This window comes from Streptomyces sp. ISL-96 (assembly GCF_018614035.1).
Lineage (GTDB): Bacteria > Actinomycetota > Actinomycetes > Streptomycetales > Streptomycetaceae > Streptomyces.
This window is the reverse complement of sequence record NZ_JAGGPA010000044.1, coordinates 62,596-79,366: the sequence shown is the minus strand read 5'-3', so window position 1 is coordinate 79,366 and position 16,771 is coordinate 62,596. Positions and strand designations below refer to the sequence as shown.

General features: G+C 71.5%; 13 protein-coding genes. 5 read left to right on the top strand and 8 right to left on the bottom strand.

Going from position 1 to position 16,771, the window contains the following annotated elements; genetic code table 11:
* Positions 1 to 1,336 (bottom strand): xylulokinase (gene xylB / locus J7E96_RS26780; RefSeq protein WP_215134695.1); only part of this gene is annotated, 1,336 nt, incomplete at its 3' end.
* A 98-nt stretch (positions 1,337 to 1,434) separates the two neighbouring features.
* Here xylB and xylA point away from each other — a divergent pair.
* The 3 genes from xylA (at position 1,435) to J7E96_RS38280 (ending at position 3,518) form a co-directional block, all read left to right on the top strand.
* Positions 1,435 to 2,607, top strand: coding sequence for a xylose isomerase (gene xylA / locus J7E96_RS26775; RefSeq protein WP_215134693.1), 1,173 nt, complete (start codon positions 1,435 to 1,437; stop codon positions 2,605 to 2,607).
* Between the two features lie 140 nt (positions 2,608 to 2,747).
* Positions 2,748 to 3,359 (top strand): flavodoxin family protein, encoded by a 612-nt coding sequence (locus J7E96_RS26770; RefSeq protein WP_215134691.1) that lies wholly within the window; start codon positions 2,748 to 2,750, stop codon positions 3,357 to 3,359.
* A gap of 36 nt (positions 3,360 to 3,395) precedes the next feature.
* Positions 3,396 to 3,518, top strand: coding sequence for a hypothetical protein (locus J7E96_RS38280; RefSeq protein WP_285439522.1), 123 nt, complete (start codon positions 3,396 to 3,398; stop codon positions 3,516 to 3,518).
* Positions 3,519 to 3,531: 13 nt separating this feature from the next.
* On the opposite strand, the gene J7E96_RS26765 is transcribed toward J7E96_RS38280, so the two are convergent.
* Positions 3,532 to 4,737, bottom strand: coding sequence for an ROK family transcriptional regulator (locus J7E96_RS26765; protein ID WP_215134689.1), 1,206 nt, complete (start codon positions 4,735 to 4,737; stop codon positions 3,532 to 3,534).
* A 324-nt stretch (positions 4,738 to 5,061) separates the two neighbouring features.
* Between J7E96_RS26765 and J7E96_RS26760 the strand changes: the two genes are divergently transcribed.
* On the top strand, positions 5,062 to 6,522 hold the full coding sequence (locus J7E96_RS26760) for a nucleobase:cation symporter-2 family protein (protein WP_215134687.1): 1,461 nt from the start codon (positions 5,062 to 5,064) through the stop codon (positions 6,520 to 6,522).
* A 76-nt stretch (positions 6,523 to 6,598) separates the two neighbouring features.
* Here the strand turns inward: J7E96_RS26760 and J7E96_RS26755 are convergent, their stop codons facing one another.
* Complete coding sequence (locus tag J7E96_RS26755) at positions 6,599 to 7,321, bottom strand: transcriptional regulator (protein ID WP_308296150.1); 723 nt, start codon at positions 7,319 to 7,321, stop codon at positions 6,599 to 6,601.
* Between the two features lie 244 nt (positions 7,322 to 7,565).
* Between J7E96_RS26755 and ligA the strand changes: the two genes are divergently transcribed.
* Positions 7,566 to 9,656 carry an NAD-dependent DNA ligase LigA gene (gene ligA / locus J7E96_RS26750; RefSeq protein ID WP_215134683.1) on the top strand — a complete coding sequence of 697 codons (2,091 nt, stop codon included), beginning with the start codon at positions 7,566 to 7,568 and terminating at the stop codon, positions 9,654 to 9,656.
* Positions 9,657 to 9,912: 256 nt separating this feature from the next.
* Here the strand turns inward: ligA and J7E96_RS26745 are convergent, their stop codons facing one another.
* The 5 genes from J7E96_RS26745 to J7E96_RS26725 form a co-directional block, all read right to left on the bottom strand.
* Positions 9,913 to 11,823 carry a M64 family metallopeptidase gene (locus J7E96_RS26745; RefSeq protein ID WP_215134681.1) on the bottom strand — a complete coding sequence of 637 codons (1,911 nt, stop codon included), beginning with the start codon at positions 11,821 to 11,823 and terminating at the stop codon, positions 9,913 to 9,915.
* Positions 11,824 to 11,888: 65 nt separating this feature from the next.
* Positions 11,889 to 13,124 (bottom strand): anhydro-N-acetylmuramic acid kinase, encoded by a 1,236-nt coding sequence (locus tag J7E96_RS26740; protein ID WP_215134705.1) that lies wholly within the window; start codon positions 13,122 to 13,124, stop codon positions 11,889 to 11,891.
* Positions 13,125 to 13,132: 8 nt separating this feature from the next.
* Positions 13,133 to 14,449, bottom strand: coding sequence for an MFS transporter (locus J7E96_RS26735; protein WP_215134679.1), 1,317 nt, complete (start codon positions 14,447 to 14,449; stop codon positions 13,133 to 13,135).
* 144 nt (positions 14,450 to 14,593) lie between these two features.
* Positions 14,594 to 15,388, bottom strand: a complete 795-nt coding sequence (locus J7E96_RS26730) for a hypothetical protein (protein WP_215134677.1) — start codon at positions 15,386 to 15,388, stop codon at positions 14,594 to 14,596.
* The gene (locus tag J7E96_RS26725; protein WP_215134675.1) at positions 15,388 to 16,680 is read right to left on the bottom strand and encodes a VWA domain-containing protein; all 1,293 of its coding nucleotides are present in this window, start codon (positions 16,678 to 16,680) and stop codon (positions 15,388 to 15,390) included. The genes J7E96_RS26730 and J7E96_RS26725 overlap by 1 nt, the downstream gene beginning before the upstream one ends.
* Between the last annotated feature and the right edge of the window lie 91 nt (positions 16,681 to 16,771).

Below are 16,771 nucleotides of genomic sequence, written 5' to 3'. Positions count from 1 at the left end.
CCGCCGCCCCCGCCGCCAGCGCCGCCGCCCCCAGCGCGACCAGCTCGCCCGCCTCCGGGATCAGCAGCGGGCGGCCGGAGAGGCGGCGTACCGTCTCCACCCACGTACGCCCCCGCGCCCCGCCCCCGACCAGCCGCAGCGGACGCGACGCGACCGCCGGATCGGCCGGATCCAGGCCGCACGCGAGCAGTACCTCGTCGAGGGCCCGCAGCACCGTCACCGCCGCGCCCTCGTACGCCGCGCCCAGGACTTGCTGGGGAGTGGTGTGGTGGCGCAGGCCGGTGAGGAGGCCGGAGGCGGCGGGCAGGTCGGGGGTGCGTTCCCCGTCGAGGTACGGCAGGAGCACGGCCTCGCCGCCCGGCGCGGCGTCGTCACGGTCCAGGCCCAGCAGGGCCGCGACCTTGTCGACGGCGAGCGTGCAGTTCAGGGTGCAGGCGAGCGGCAGATAGGTACCGTCCGCGGCAGCGAAACCGGCCAGCGCGGCCGACGCCGGCCGCGTGCGGGTCGTCGCGAACACCGTGCCGGAGGTGCCCAGGCTGAGGACCGGGTGGTCCAGCAGCCCGGCGCCGCCGAGCCCGAGCCCCACCGCCGCGGCCATGTTGTCGCCCGTACCCGCCGCGACAGCGATCCCGGCGGGCAGGCCGAGCCGCGCGGCCGCCGCCCGCGTGAGGGACCCGATGCGGGTGGCGCCGGTCGGGGCGACGGGCGGCAGCAGTTTCTCGTCCAGGCCGACCAGGCCGAGGAGTTCGGCGTCGTACGCGCCGGTGGCGGTGGAGTACCAGCAGGTGCCCGACGCGTCACCCGGGTCGGTCGCGGCCACCCCGGCCAGCCGCTCGGTGAGGAAGTCGTGGGGGAGGCGTACGGCGGCGGCCGACTCGGCGGCGTACGGCTCGTTCTCGCGCAGCCACTGCCACTTCGCGGCCGTCATGGAGGCGACAGGGACCGATCCGGTACGCGCCGTCCACGCGGCCGGGCCGCCAAGTGCCCCCGTGAGGGCGGCGGCCTGCGGGGCCGAACGGGTGTCGTTCCACAGCAGCGCGGGCCGCAGCGGCCGCCCGGCGCCGTCGAGGACGACCAGGCCGTGCTGCTGGCCCGCGACCGCGATGCCGGCGACGGCGGAGGCCCGTACGCCCGACTCCCGCAGCCCCGCCGCGACGGCTTCCCCCAGCGCCTGCCACCACACCTCGGGGTCGCTCTCGCGCGCGCCCCCCTCTCCCGTGACCCGGTGCGACGCGCGCCCCAGGGCCAGCAGCCGGCCGCTCGTGGCGTCGACGAACGCCGCCTTCGTGGACTGTGTGGAACTGTCCACACCGATGACGACCGTGCTCGGCGGCATGGGATTCCTCATTTCCTCGGCGTCGTGCCTTCTGTGGAACAGATTGGTCGTGCAGTATTAGTCATGTCAACAAACAAATCCCGATGGAGGCCGGTCACATGTCGGAGCGATTCACCCCCACCCCCGACGACAAGTTCACTTTTGGTCTGTGGACCGTCGGCTGGCAGGGCGTCGACCCCTTCGGTACGGCGACCCGCCCCGCCCTCGACCCGGTCGAGTCCGTCCAGCGCCTGGCCGAGCTGGGCGCGCACGGTGTGACCTTCCACGACGACGACCTCATTCCCTTCGGCTCCTCGGACGCCGAGCGCGAGGCGTGCGTCAAGCGGTTCCGCCAGGCACTGGACGCCACCGGCATGAAGGTGCCGATGGCCACCACGAATCTCTTCACCCACCCGGTCTTCAAGGACGGCGCGTTCACCGCCAACGACCGCGGCGTACGCCGCTACGCGCTGCGCAAGACGGTCCGCAACATCGACCTCGCCGTCGAACTCGGAGCCACCACCTACGTCGCCTGGGGCGGCCGGGAGGGCGCCGAGTCCGGCGCCGCGAAGGACGTGCGCGCAGCACTCGACCGTATGAAGGAGGCCTTCGACCTCCTCGGCGAGTACGTCACCGAGCAGGGTTACGACCTGCGCTTCGCCATCGAACCGAAGCCCAACGAGCCGCGCGGCGACATCCTGCTCCCCACCATCGGCCACGCGCTCGCCTTCATCGAGCGCCTGGAACGCCCCGAATTGGTCGGCGTGAACCCCGAGACGGGTCACGAGCAGATGGCCGGGCTCAACTTCCCGCACGGCATCGCGCAGGCCCTGTGGGCGGGCAAGCTCTTCCACATCGACCTCAACGGCCAGACCGGCATCAAGTACGACCAGGACTTCCGCTTCGGCGCCGGCGACCTGCGCCAGGCCTTCTGGCTCGTCGACCTGCTGGAGACGGCCGGCTACGAAGGCCCCCGGCACTTCGACTTCAAGCCCGTACGCACCGACGGTATGGACGGCGTGTGGGCCTCCGCCGCGGGCTGCATGCGCAACTACCTGATCCTCAAGGAGCGCGCCGCGGCCTTCCGCGCCGACCCGGCGGTTCAGGACGCCCTGCGCGCCTCCAGGCTCGACGACCTTGCCCGCCCGACCGCCGAAGACGGCCTCGCGGCGCTGCTCGCCGACCCGGGCTCGTACGAGGAGTTCGACGTTACGGCGGCCGCCGAGCGGAGCATGGCCTTCGAGGTGCTGGACCAACTGGCGCTGGACCACCTGCTGGGCGTACGCCGGTAAGGCACCCGACGGGTCGGTCATCGTCGGAATACCCAGGTGGAGGGGGGAGTTGGAAGCGAGTAACTTACCGACTCCCCCGGCAGCGGTCGGCGTCACGCCTCTCGGCGGCCGCTGCCCGGGGGTCCGAGACCGGAGCAGACATGACCACCGAAACGCCCCGTGCCACGGACCGCTCGTTCCTCTTCGTCCTCGGAAGCTCCCGGCCCGACGGCAACACCGAGCTCCTCGCGAGGGCCGCCGCCGAGCAGTTGCCCGTCGGCGTAACCCAGCGCTGGGTGGACCTGGCCCAACTGCCGTTGCCCGACTTCGAGGACGGGCGGCACGAGACCGACGGCCGGCAGGCCGGGGAGAACGAGGAGACGCTGCGGCAGGCCACTCTGGAGGCCACCGACATCGTCATAGCCTCACCCCTGTACTGGTACACCGTCTCCGCGCAGACCAAGCGCTACCTCGACTACTGGTCGGGCTGGCTCTCGGTGCCCGGCTCCGACTTCAAGGAGCGGATGGCGGGCCGGACCCTGTGGGGCGTGACGGTCATGGCGGACGACGACGAGGTCGTCGGCGACGGGCTGGTGACCACCCTCAACCACACGGCGGCGTACCTGCGGATGGGATTCGGCGGGGTGCTGTTCGGCAACGGTTCCCGGCCCGGTCAGGTGCGGAACGACGAGCGGGCGATGATCCGCGCCAAGACGTTCTTCCAGGGTGAGCCCCCGCTCGCCCGCTTCCCCTACGACGAGGAGACTGTGTGAACCAACCACTGCCGCTGGTGGCGTACGCCGAGGGGTATGGTGGTCGGCCACAACGCCCCCGCCCTGCTCCATCACGTCAATCCGCGGATCGGACTGCGTACGGCCGACTTCGCGGCCCTGGCGGACTTCGCCTCGTCCCATGGCATCACCGCTGGCTGAGGGGCCGGTTGCCCTACGCGTACGCCACCGGATCCGCCAGTACGTCCCGTACGACCAGCGCCGCCCCACCCCGCGCCGCGTCCCCCGTCAGCGACGAGGCGCGCAGCCGGCCGCTGCCGGCCGGCCAGAGGCCGGACACCACGCGGCGGCTCAGCTCCCGGTCGGCGGGCGGCGACAGCCACGGCATCAGTGTCCGGTAGATCCCGCCGAGGACCACCGCGTCCGGATCGAGGAGATTCACCGCGCCGGACAGTACGAGCCCCAGCTTCGCCCCCGCCTGCCGGATCGCCGCGACGGCCTGCGCGTCGTCCGCGCGCGCCCGGGATTCGAGCTGCGCCATTCCCGGCAGCCCGGCGTTCTCGTCGATGCCCGCCGCCCGCAGCACCGCCCGCTGGCCGGCGTACTGCTCCAGGCAGCCCCGTGATCCGCAGCGGCACTCGGGGCCGTCCGGGTCGACCACCACATGCCCGATCTCGCCGGCGAAACCGTGCGCGCCGCGCAGCAGTTCACCGCCCAGGACGAGCGCGCCGCCGACGCCGATCTCGCCGCTCAGGTAGAGGAACGTACGCTCCCGGCCGAGGTCGCCGAACCACAGCTCGGCGAGCGCGGCCAGATTCGCCTCGTTGTCCGAACCCACCGGCAGCCCCGCCACCAACGCCCGCGCGAAGATCTCCTGCGCCGCGACCCCGTTCCACCCCAGATTGGGCGCCTGACGGACCGTACCGCCGGACACCAGACCGGGCAGCGCCAGTTGCACGCCGACGGGCCGCAGGTCGAGCTCGGCCGCCGACTCCAGGGCGTGCGACGCGATCCCGGCGGCGCGCGCCAGGACTTCGGCGGGCCGGGCGGCGCGGTTGTCGGTGTGCTCGGTGAGCCGTACCCGGTCGTCGCCCGACAGGTCCGTCACGCATACCGACACATAGTCGACATTGACCTCAACGCCCAGTCCCGCCACGCCCGTACGCGCCACCTTCAGGACGGTGCCGGGCCGCCCCGCCTGCCCGCTGAACGTCTTCCCCGACTCGGTGACGAATCCGCTCTCCAGCAACTGCTCGACCAGCGAGGAGACGGCAGCCCGCGTCAGTCCCACCCGGGCCGCGACCCCGGCGCGCGTCGCCTCACCCCCGTCGTGGACGGCGCGCAGCACCAGACTCAGGTTGTGCCTGCGGACGGTGTCCTTGTCGGCCTTGGGTTCCAGGCGCGCGGGGTTGCTTTTCATGGCACCGAGAGCCTAAGCGACGTCGCTCGCCGCCCGGCCGCCCGGCCTCGGCGCCGGTTACTCGCGAGGAACGACAAGGTTGCTCTAAGGTGAGCGCTCCGATCGACACCACCTGCGGATCCCATGGGTGAACCGGGCTTTGCTGTGTCAATCGAAGGAAGTCCTGTCAATCCAGGACGCAATGTGTAGTGCAGGGCGACGTGGTGTCGGCAACTCCGCCAGACGTCGGCTTCCGTACGAGCCGATCCGCCCTCCCTCCCGCCATCCGGGACTGGACGGCGGCGGTCTTCTCTCATTCACCTACCTCGCGAAGGCAAGGCAGAGATGGCACGAGTCTCCCGACAGTCCACCCGTCAGTCAGCACGGCAGGCCGCACGGCAGTCCGCCGGACAGCAGGTGCATCCGGTCGACCATTTGCTCCCCCTCCCCAAGCTCACCCTCTACGGCTTCCAGCACGTCCTCGCGTTCTACGCGGCAGCGGTGATCGTCCCGATCCTCCTCGGAAACGCCCTGGGCCTGTCCGAGGAGGAGCTCGTCTACCTGATCAACGCCGACCTGCTGACCTGCGGTATCGCCTCGATCATCCAGGCCCTCGGCATCTGGAGGATCGGCGCCAGGCTGCCCCTGGTCCAGGGTGTCACTTTCACCGCCGTGTCCCCGATGATCGCCATCGGCCTCGGCGCGGGCGGCGGGACCGCCGGACTGCTCGTCGTCTACGGCGCGGTCATCACGGCGGGCATAGCGACGTTCCTCTTCGCGCCGTTCTTCAGCAAGCTGGTGAAGTACTTCCCGCCCATCGTCATCGGCACGATCCTCACCATCATCGGCCTCACGCTGATCCCGGTGGGCCTGCAGGACGCGGCCGGCGGCTCGCAGCTGATAGGGCAGCGCGAGTACGGCGATCCGGTGAACCTCGCGTACGCGCTGGGCACGCTCCTGTTCATCCTGGCCCTGGTCCGGGTCGGCAAGCCGTTCCTGAGCAGCCTCGCCGTACTCCTCGGTCTCGTCCTCGGCACCACCGTCGCCTGGTTCTTCGGCGACGCGCACTTCGGCGCGGTGACTCAGGCCGACTGGTTCGGGGTCAGTACGCCGTTCCACTACGGCATGCCGAAGTTCGAACTCCTTCCGATCATCGCGATGACCGTCGTCATGCTGATCACGATGGTGGAGACCACCGGCGACGTCTACGCCATCGGGGAGATCACCCGCAAGAAGGTCGACGGCGACACCGTCGCCAGGGCACTGCGTGCGGACGGTGTAGCGACCGTTCTCGGGGGCGTTCTGAACTCGTTCCCGTACGTGGCGTTCGCCGAGAACATCGGCCTGGTACGGATGTCCAAAGTCATGAGCCGGTACGTCGTCGTCGCGGCCGGCGTCTTCATGATCATCCTGGGGCTGCTGCCGAAGGCGGGCAGCCTGGTCGCCGCGATTCCGCACCCCGTGCTCGGCGGTGCGGCGATCTCGATGTTCGGCATGGTCGCCGCCGTCGGCATCCAGATCCTGGGGAAGGTGGACCTGCGCGAGGAGCGCAACGCACTGATTCTCGCCGTCAGCCTCGGCGCCGCCCTGCTGCCCACCACGGTCCCGACGTTCTTCGACCGGCTGCCGGACGACGTACAGGCGGTCCTCGACAGCGGAATCACGCTGGGCGGACTCACCGCCATCACGCTGAACCTGTTCTTCAACGTCTTCACGCGCCGCAAGGCGATGGAGATCGACTGGGACGACATGGAGGAGACCGACGGCCCGGCGGAGCCCTACGTCGGCGCCGCCACCGGACGCTGAGCCGCGCCATCGGTTGTGGGCCGGGAGGGGCTGTCCATACCCCCACCGGCCCACAACCGGCGTACGGCGACTCGCTTCAGCGGCCCACCGCGTTGAACGGCGGCACGTCGCCCGCCTCACCGATCAGCTCCCAGAAATGATCGACCAGCCGGCGCAGATACGCGGCACGCTCGGCCGCGATCTCCTTGAGGCGGGCATCGTCGTTCCGGGCCACCAGGTGGCCCATATAGCGCTCGGAGAAGGCTGTGAACTCCGCGTGCATCTCGCGCAGCGCGTCGCCCACCAGCGTCTCGTCGACACAGACGATCTCCGCCACCGGTGAGACATGCACCTTCCAGCGCCCGTCGATGGCCGTCCGCAGATGCCCGGCCAACTCGTCGACCCGGCCCATGATCCCGATCAGTTTCCGCAGGGAGAGACCCAATGCCTCCACCAGGGCCCTGGTCTGGCGCGGGTCCCCGTCCCAGCGCTGCGCCGCCTCAGCAGCCCGGTACTCGGCGGCGTCCATGCCGATGCGGTACGCCAGCCGCTCCACGCTCAGCAGCTTGGCCAGCCGGTGCTCGGCCAGCGTGCGCGGTTCGATGCCCATCAGCGTGGTCGGCGTACACCACAGGACATCGGCCAGGGCGAAGAGCTGGGACTCCGACGGCACATGGGTGCCCTGCTCCCATGCGGCGATCAGGTCGGGATGGGTCGGCGCACCGCACGCTGCCATGGAATGGGCGACCTGAGCTGTGGTCAGGCCCATCCGGGCGCGCGCGGCTCTGGACTCTGTGGGGGAAAACGGAGTGCTGTACACGGACGGACACCTCGCTGCACCCTGCGGGGGTTGGGCGCTTGGGGGAGACGGACGGGTGGACGACATCCAGGAGCGGGCAGATTAACAGAAGGTCCAGTGGTACGAACGGCCGACTGCCCTTCGATATGAAGGCGATACCGCCCGCCCGCCACCGGCTGCCCACCGGCTGCCCACCGGCTGCCCACCGGGCGCCCACCGGCCGCCTCTGCGAGGTTCAAGGGCGTTGTCAGTGGTGGGAGGCAGGATGAAGGACATGACGAACACACCTGCCGTTCTCGCAAACACCGCCGCATACGCCGAGGCGGTCGAGACCGCGACCCGCGCGGCCGCCGCCTACTACGCCCAGGGCGACAGCGCCCTGGACGACGACGCGTACGACCGGCTGGTGCGGGGCATCGAGGGGTACGAGCAGGCGCACCCGGACGAAGTGCTGCCGGACTCCCCGACCGGGAAGGTGGCCGGTGGCGCGGCGGTCGGGGACGTGCCGCACACCGTGGCGATGCTGTCGCTGGACAATGTGTTCTCCGCCGAGCAGTTCGCCACCTGGACGGCCTCCCTGGAGCGCAGACTCGGCCGGCCGGTGGAGCAGTGGAGCGTCGAGCCCAAACTCGACGGCCTCGCCATCGCCGCCCGCTACCGGCACGGCAAGCTCGTCCAGCTCATCACGCGCGGGGACGGCACGGCGGGTGAGGACGTGTCGCACGCGATGGGCACCATCGTCGGACTGCCCGGCGAGCTGACCGAGCCGGCCACCTTCGAGGTGCGCGGCGAAGTCCTCATGACGACCGCCCAGTTCGAGAAGGCGAACGCGGTGCGCACGGAGCACGGCGGCGAGCCGTTCGCCAATCCGCGCAACGGCGCGGCGGGCACGCTGCGCGCCAAGGACCGCCCGTACACGGTGGAGATGACGTTCTTCGCGTACGGCGCCCTGCCGCTGCCCGGGTCCGGCGACCTCGGCGAAGGGCTGGCCGAGTGGCCGCACAGCGAGATCCTGCGGCGGGTCGACGCGCTCGGCGTGCACACCGCGGCGGACACCGCCGTGCCGCCGCGCACAGTGGCCACGGCCGACGAGGTGCAGGCCCGGGTCGAGGAGATCGCGGCCCTGCGCGCCGAGTTGCCGTTCGGTATCGACGGGATCGTCATCAAGGCCGACTCGGCCGCCGACCAGCGTGAGGCGGGGGCGGGTTCGCGTGCGCCACGCTGGGCCATCGCGTACAAGCTGCCCGCCGTCGAGAAGGTCACACGGCTGATCGCCGTGGAGTGGAACGTCGGGCGTACGGGCATCATCGCGCCGCGCGCCGTCCTCGAACCGGTGGAGATCGACGGGTCCACGGTCACGTACGCCACGCTGCACAACCCGGCCGACATCACCCGCCGCGACCTGCGCCTGGGCGACCAGGTGATGGTCTACAAGGCCGGCGACATCATTCCGCGCATCGAGGCGCCGGTCGCTCATCTGCGGACGGGCGAGGAGCAGCCGATCGCCTTCCCGGAGGCGTGCCCGCAGTGCGGTTCGGAGATCGACGCGAGCGAGCAGCGCTGGCGCTGTGTGCGGGGGCGCAACTGCCGGGTGGTGGCGTCCATCGCGTACGCCGTCGGGCGCGACCAGCTCGACATCGAGGGCCTGGGTACGACGCGGGTCGTCCAGCTCGTCGACGCGGGTCTGGTAGGCGACTTCGCCGACCTTTTCACCCTCACTCGTGAGCAGCTACTGACGCTGGACCGGATGGGGGAGACCAGCGCGGACAATCTGCTGGCCGGCATCGAACTGGCGAGGACCCGACCGCTGTCCCGCGTCCTGGCGGCGCTCGGCGTGCGGGGCACGGGCCGCTCCATGTCCCGCCGTATCGCCCGGCACTTCGCGACGATGGACCACCTGCGGGCGGCGGACGCGGAGGCGGTGCAGCGGGTGGAGGGCATCGGGGTGGAGAAGGCGCCGGTGATCGTGGCCGAGCTGGCGGAACTGGGACCGCTGATCGGCAAGCTCGTCGCCGCCGGGGTGAACATGACGGAGCCGGGGGCGACGCCGCCGGCGGAGGAGGACGCGGGGGCGGAAGAGTCCGTTGCCCTGGCCTCGGGGCCGCTCGACGGCATGACGGTCGTCGTCACCGGTGCGATGACCGGGCCCCTGGAGAAGTTGAGCCGCAACCAGATGAACGAGGTCATCGAGCGCGCGGGCGGCAAGGCGTCGTCGAGCGTTTCGAAGCGCACGGCGTTGGTGGTGGCGGGGGAGAACGCGGGCTCGAAGCGGGCGAAGGCGGAAGAGTTGGGTGTCCGGATCGCTACCCCCGACGAGTTCGCGACCATGCTGGCGGACGTGCTGCCGGGGGACTAGGGCGGGCGTGGCAGGGGTGGCCCGGATGGCGCCTGCGGCGGGCCTTCCCCGACCCGCCCCTTCCCGAACTGGGGCGCTGCCCCAGGCCCCGCTCCTCAAACGCCGGAGGGGCTGGATTTTCCAGCCCGTCCGGCGTTTGAGGACACGCCCGGAGGGCGTCTGTGTTGACTGGGGGCCGGGGGCTTGCCCCCAGTTTCGGGAAGGGGCGGGTAGGGGAACAAGCCCGCCGCAGGCGTCCGCACCCCACCCGCTCCCCTTACTGCCCCGGCGGCACCAGCGTCGCGCGGAACGCCTTCGCCGGGCCGACGTTGCCCGCCGAATCGATCGTGCGGTACTCCACCGTGTGCGAGCCGTACTCCGGGGTCGCGTCGTCCCACGGCACGACCCGCGGCGTGCCGAGCTTGCCGTAGACGAGGTCGTCGATCACCGTGCCGCCCGGCGTGAAGAGGAACGGCGCGTTCGCGTCCGTCGGCCAGCCGAAGTACGTGTACCAGCCGTCGCCGTCGACCCGGAACTGCATGACCACGTAGCCGTCCTGATCGTCGTGCGCCGTGAGCTTCATCGTGAACGGACCGTCGTAGACGTACTCCACCGGCTTCCCCGGCCGCCGAACCGTCCGCAGTGGTTCGGACAGTTCGTACGCCGCCGTGGCGGGCGTCGCGTCCACCGTCCAGGCCAGCGTCCGGTCCGTACCCGCGATGCGCGCCTTCAGGGTGTGGCTGCCGCCGCGCAGCGGCAGCTCGCCCAGGTCCAGGTCCCGGTCGTTGCCGGGGTTCGGGACCGGACGCCCATCCAGGGTCCACCGCACCTGCGGGGCTTCGCCGCCCGCCGGATGCGTCGTGTCGGCGTACACGACCGAATCGGCGCCCACCGGTGCGCCGGTGCCGGTGTGCCCGGTGAACTCCGGTGCGGCGGACAACGGTCCCGCCGGGGTGGTGACGGACGCGTCCACCGTCCAGGTGACGGTGCGGGTCAGTGCCGCCGAGGCGCGGATCTTTGGATCCCGTACGAACGGAGTCGGGTCGAAGACGGTCGCCGTGACGGTGTGGCGGCGCCCCTCAGAGAGGCCGAGGCGCCGCAGGTCCAGGCTGCGCCGGCCCGCCGTCCCGTCCACCTTCCGGCCGTCCAGCCGCCACACAGTGTCGAGTTCTCCGCCCACCGGATGCAGGGTGTCGACCCACACCGTCCGGTCGTCGCCGATCACCGCGTCGTTCGGGGTGTGGCCCTGCACCAGGTCCACCTTGGCGGAGATCGCCTGCGTCATGATCTCCCGCTCCACCTGGTCGAAGGCGTACCCGAGGGTCTTCATCATCGAGTGCTTGCTCGGCCGCCAGACCCCCTTCGTCTGGTACATGCCGCCCTCGTGGCGCCCGATGAATCCGCCGGAGTCGCTGCGCTCGCCCAGCCAGCGCCACCACTTGCGCTGCTCGGCGCGCATCTGGTCCTCGGTGAGGAGCGTGTGGTGCGCGGAGCTCGGCTCTCCGCCCTCGTACACACCGCCGGGGACGCCGCGCGCGTAGTAGTCGTACTCGTCCTGGAGCTTGCCCAGGGAGTGGCCGATTTCGTGCGGGGTGATGAGCGAGGACAGCGCGTTGCCGCCGGACGCCGTGGCGAAGGTGCCGCCCGCACCGCCGTACGTCGCGCTGTTGGCAAGCCCGACGATCTGCCGGTTCGAGCTCTTCGAGCCGGGGACCAGGTCGGCCAGGGCCGTCGCCGCCGTCGAGTCGATCGACAGCAGGCGCTGCACACTCGCTGGGTTGCAACCGCCCCAGAAGCCCATGTCCAGCGGGGTGTCACGGCGCGGCGCGTCCAGGCCGGGATCGCAGTCGACGCCCGACTCGGCGGACGGCACTTCCACCGCCCAGACGTTGACGTACGAACGGTAGGAGGCGAACGGCTCCATGCTCCACAGCACATTGATGTGCTTGTCGACATCGGCACGGAAGCCCGGCATGTCGCCGGCGGTGTAGCCGTCACCGAGCACGACGAGATTGAAGCGCTTGTCGGCCGGGCCCGTCTGCTGGACGGGAACCACCTTGGCGTTCGCGGTTACCGGGTGCGGCGCTGCCGATGTGGCCGCCGTGGCCGGTGGTGTGGTGCCTATGGCGCCGGCTGCGAGAAGTGCCCCCGCCACCGCGAGAAGCGCGGGTCTGTTCAGAAGCCTCATGGTGGTGCACCCTCCGTCTGCCGTACGACTGGTGATCACGCGGTGGCGGGAGCGTATGGGCGCGTTCAACGTCCAGTAAAGGGGACGCAGTTGTCCGTGGCCGAGATGGTGAGCCTGGCCGGCGCAGTCGCCAACGGTTCCGGCAGGCGCAGGCCGGGCCCGCCGGGCGTGATCGAGCCGAGCACGCTCGGGCGGCGGGCGCCGGTGCATGAAGGGACCGTGCCGGGCAGGCCGTGCGCGGTCAGCCAGCCCAGAACGGCGAAGGCGTACGCCTCCTTGGCCGCTGACGGCAGTCCCAGCTCCTCCGACGTCCGCAGCGGTACACCATCGCCGAGCTCTTCCCGCAGCCACTTCATCAGCACCGGATTGCGCGTACCCCCGCCCGACGCGATCACCTCCGTCGCCCCGAAAGGCCGGATGGCGTCGGCCACGGTCCGCGCCGTGAGCCGGGTCAGCGTGGCGACGACGTCCGCGGCGCGCAACGGCCCGAAGCCGGCGAGCGCGGCCCGCAGGTAGGGCAGATGGAACAGCTCCTTGCCCGTCGTCCTGGGCGCGGGCCTGGCGTAGTACGGCTCGTCCAGCAGCCGTCGCAGCAGCGGCCGGTGGACAGTGCCACGGGCGGCCAGGGCACCCTCGGCGTCGTACGCCGCACCCGTCAGCTCCCGCACCGCCGCGTCGATCAGAGCGTTGGCGGGCCCGGTGTCGAAGGCGAGAGCGTCGCCGCGCGACGAACCGTTCGCTGAAGAACCGTTCGCTGACGAGCCGTCCGCCGCCACCGTGACGTTGCCGATCCCGCCGAGGTTCAGCGCGACAGGCACACCCGGCCGGCCGCGCAGCCACATGACGTCGACGATGCTCACCAGCGGCGCGCCCTGGCCCCCGGCGGCGACATCGCGCGTACGGAAGCCGGATACGACGGGGCGGCCCGTCGCCTCGGCGATCCAGGCCGGCTCGCCGATCTGGAGCGTGCCGTGCACCCGGCCGTCCTCGGCCCAGTGGTAGACGGTCTGCCCGTGCGAGGCGATCAAGTCGGCGCGACCACCGCACAGTTCGCGATCCGCTCGGACCGCGGCGCCGGCGAAGGCCTGCCCGATGCGCGTATCGAGCCGGCACACGGCGGCCAGGGTCGTCCCGGCGGGCGGCAGCGCCTCGGCCAGCGCGGCCCGCAGCTCCTCGTCGTACACCGCGCTGATCATGCCGAGCGGCCTGAGGACCAGGGTGTCCCCGTCGAGGGTGAGATCGGCGGCAGCGGCGTCGATGGCGTCGTACGACGTGCCGGACATCAGCCCGACCACCCGCAGGCTGCCGCTCACCGCAGTGTCCGCTTGTGGTCGTCGCCGCGCAGTGTCAGCAGCGCCAGGACGCTGACCGCGCACGTCACCGCCGCGTAATAGGCGGGGATGTCGACGTCGCCGGTCCGCTTGACGACCTCGGTGATGATGAGCCCCGCACAGCCGGAGAACACGGCGTTGGACAGCGAGTACGCCAGGCCGAGCCCCGTATAGCGCACTGTGGTCGGGAACATCTCGGCCAGCATCGCCGGTCCCGGCCCCGCCATCAGCCCGACGGCGGCCCCCGCCCCGAAGAGCGCCGCTCCCTTCGCGTACGTCGATACACCCGCATCCTGCACCAGATTCAGCAGCGGCAGCGCGAGCACGGCGACCAGCAGCGCACCGCTCAGCATCACCGCCCGCCGCCCGATCCGGTCGCTGGCCAGGCCGGCGGGCAGGATCGACGCCGCGAAGCCGAGGTTGGCCAGGACGGTCGCGATCAGCGCCTCCTGGAACGTCGCGTTCAGCGTGCTCTGGAGGTACGAGGGGAGGACCACCAGGAAGGTGTAACCGGCCGCGGACCACCCCATCACCCGCCCGGCGCCCAGCGCGATGGCCCTGACCGTCTCGCCGGCGGGCGGCGGCCGTACCGGCGTGCTCTTCTCGACGACGGCCGCCGCGAAGGCGGGCGTCTCGTCCAGGCGCAGCCGCAGCCACAGCGCGACGAGCCCGAGCGGCAACGTCAGCAGGAAGGGCACCCGCCAGCCCCATCCGTTCAGCTGCGACTCGGTCAGTACGGTCGCGAGGAGCGCCGCCATTCCGGCGCCCGCGAGCAGCCCGAGCGCCACGGTGAACGACTGCCACGCCCCGTACCGCCCCCGTCGGCCCGGCGGCGCGAACTCCGTCATGATCGACACCGCGCCGCCGAACTCCCCGCCCGCCGACAGCCCTTGCAGGATCCGCAGGAGCGTCAGCAGCCACGGCGCTGCCGCACCGATGGAGGCGTACGTCGGAAGCAAACCGATCAGCGTCGTGGCCCCGGTCATCAGACAGATGACCAGGATGAGCGTCGGCCGGCGGCCGATCCGGTCACCGAGCCGCCCGAACACCGCCGCCCCCACCGGACGGAAGAAGAACGCCAGGGCGAAGGACGCGTACGTCTTGATGAGCCCTTCTACGTCGCTGCCGCCCTCGGGGGTGAAGAAGTGCGCGGCGATGATGGTGGCGAAGTAGCCGTAGACGCCGAACTCGTACCACTCGATGAAGTTGCCGACGGACCCCGCCACCAGCGCCCGGCGTGAGCGGACCGGTGGGGCGACTGTCGCGGGGCCCGGACCATGGACGGGAGCGGTCATGAGGCAAGCGTGCGGACCGGGTAGCCGCACCACAAGTGCCTTGCGCCACCTGCCGTACGCCCACCCCCCTACGGCAGTCGGCCCCGTCCCGCCGAGGCGGGACGGGGCCGACTGTTTGCTGTTCTGCGTGCCGAGCGCGAGCGCTCAGACGCCCGGCGGGACGCGCGACGGCCGCCCCGCGCCGCGCGTCAGGTTGTACCCCGCGATGGCCGCGGCCGCCGCGAGGACGCCCCCGCCCGCTGTCCAGAGCCAGCGCGACGACCACCAGCCGGATGAGAAGCGGTCGTCGGCGGCCTCCGCCACGTCCGCGTCGGACACGCCGGGAACCAGCGGGACGGACAGCGCACCGTCCACCGCCCGCGAACCGCCCGCGTCCTTCGCCGATGCCACGACCTCCGCGTGCACCGGCAGACCGAGGTCCTCCTGCGGCAGGTCGACGACCGTCAGCCGTACGAAGTAACTCCCCGGCAGCGGGTCGTTCGCCCACGGCTCCGCCCATGCCCTGACCGTACGCAAGGTGCAGGACACCGTGACCGACGTGGCCTCCGTCGGTGCGGCCTTCGCCTGGCTGCCGTAGACGCAGGCCTGCCGTCGGCGCAGGCCGTCGTACACGTCGAGCTGCCAGGTCGCCGCGCCATGGCGGGCGGCGGTCTCCGGCAGCTTGACCGTGGCCTTCACGGTGGCGGTACGCCCCGCGTCGGCGTCGAAGACCCAGTAGAGGTAGTCACCGGTGGACGCGTCGGCCGTGGCCGGCTGGTCCTGGCGGATCTGCGTCGCGGTACGGAAGGTGGTGCCCGCCTCGGTCGGCGCGGCCTCCTCCTCGCCGCCCTGGCTGGCCCCCGGCGAGGGCGTCGAGTCCGCGAGGACGGGGGCTGCCGTGCCGAAGAGCGCGGCACCCGCCAGCACAACACCGCTCAGCACACGTGTCGTCGTACGCATCAGTTGGTCCTCCATACGGCGAAGCGCAAGCGCGAGATCCAGCCCCACAGGAGACCGGCGAGCAGGCCGGCCAGCGCGAGTACGCCGAGCAGCCACCAGCCGCGGCCGAGGCCGAAGGACGCCACGTCCGATGCCTCGTCCGGGCCGTCCACCACGTCGATGGTCAGCTCGACGGGCAGGCCCGGCGTGGTCTTGACGGACGCGGGGGCGGAGAAGGAGTTGCTGACCTGGAGGCATACGCTCTCCGCCGCCGGCTTCACCTCGTCGGCAGTGTCGTCGTCCAGGGGGGCCTTCGGATAGCGCAGGCCGGTCGAGATCACGTCCGTACGGCCGTCGCCCGCCTCCGAGCCGCGCACGATCTCCCTGCCGTTCGTGGTCACCGCCCGCAGGAGTACGCCGTAGTCGCGGTCGACGGCGCGGTCGGCGCCGATGCTGACCGAGGCCCGCAGTTCCTGGCCGGGCAGTACGTCCACCCGGTACCAGCGGTGCTCCGAGAAACTCTCGCGGTCGGTGTAGAGACCGGCCTTGAGCTGCGGCGCGTCCACACACTGGTCCGCGCCCTCGGTCGCCACCGGATTGACGACGGGGTCGGCGGCGCGGTCCACCAACTGCTTGACGCGGCTGGAGAGTTCGTCGGTGTGCTGTACGGCGGTGTACGTGCCGCCGGTGGCCTCCGCGATGCACGTCAGCTGCTGGCGGATCTTCGCGTTCGGGACCAGGCCGAGCGTATCGACGACCAGGTGGGTGCCCTTCGCGGCGATCTCGCGGGCGACCTCGCACGGGTCGAGGGGGCCGCAGGTGTCCTCGCCGTCGGTGATGAGCACGATCCTGCGGGTGCCGTCGCCGCCTTCGAGGTCGTCGGCCGCGCCGAGGAGGGCGGGGCCGATGGGGGTCCAGCCGGTGGGGGCGAGCGTGGCGACGGCGGTCTTCGCCTCGGTCCGGTCCAGCGGGCCGACCGGGTACAGCTGCCTGGTGTCCTTGCAGCCGGTCTTGCGGTCGTCGCCGGGGTAGTCGGCGCCGAGCGTGCGTATGCCGAGCTGCACCTCGGCCGGTACTGCGTCGAGTACGTCGTTGAACGCCTGCTTGGCGGCGGCCATCCGGGACTGGCCGTCGATGTCCTTGGCGCGCATCGAACCGCTGACGTCGAGGACGAGTTCGACCTTGGGGGCGTCGCGGGAGTCCGGTTCACCGGCGGCAGCGGTGGCTGCGGCGGGGCCGGCCGGGAGGAGGCCGGTGGCCAGGGCGACGAGTAGGGCGAACGCCCCTGCCGCCAGCCGTTTTCTTGTGATCATCGCCGGATCCTATTGAAGTTCGGCTCCGGGCCCCAACAGCGGGTTCTTTTCCCCTACCTGCCCCTTCCCGTAACTGGGGCGCTGCCCCAGA

Bases quoted from the DNA above. Each gene is read 5' to 3' on its own strand.
- J7E96_RS26760 (WP_215134687.1), top strand. From the start codon at position 5,062: ATGGCACGAGTCTCCCGACAGTCCACCCGTCAGTCAGCACGGCAGGCC.
- J7E96_RS26770 (WP_215134691.1), top strand. From the start codon at position 2,748: ATGACCACCGAAACGCCCCGTGCCACGGACCGCTCGTTCCTCTTCGTC.
- J7E96_RS38280 (WP_285439522.1), top strand. From the start codon at position 3,396: ATGGTGGTCGGCCACAACGCCCCCGCCCTGCTCCATCACGTCAATCCG.
- J7E96_RS26725 (WP_215134675.1), bottom strand. From the start codon at position 16,680: ATGATCACAAGAAAACGGCTGGCGGCAGGGGCGTTCGCCCTACTCGTC.
- J7E96_RS26765 (WP_215134689.1), bottom strand. From the start codon at position 4,737: ATGAAAAGCAACCCCGCGCGCCTGGAACCCAAGGCCGACAAGGACACC.
- J7E96_RS26730 (WP_215134677.1), bottom strand. From the start codon at position 15,388: ATGCGTACGACGACACGTGTGCTGAGCGGTGTTGTGCTGGCGGGTGCC.
- J7E96_RS26735 (WP_215134679.1), bottom strand. From the start codon at position 14,449: ATGACCGCTCCCGTCCATGGTCCGGGCCCCGCGACAGTCGCCCCACCG.
- ligA (WP_215134683.1), top strand. From the start codon at position 7,566: ATGAAGGACATGACGAACACACCTGCCGTTCTCGCAAACACCGCCGCA.
- xylA (WP_215134693.1), top strand. From the start codon at position 1,435: ATGTCGGAGCGATTCACCCCCACCCCCGACGACAAGTTCACTTTTGGT.
- J7E96_RS26745 (WP_215134681.1), bottom strand. From the start codon at position 11,823: ATGAGGCTTCTGAACAGACCCGCGCTTCTCGCGGTGGCGGGGGCACTT.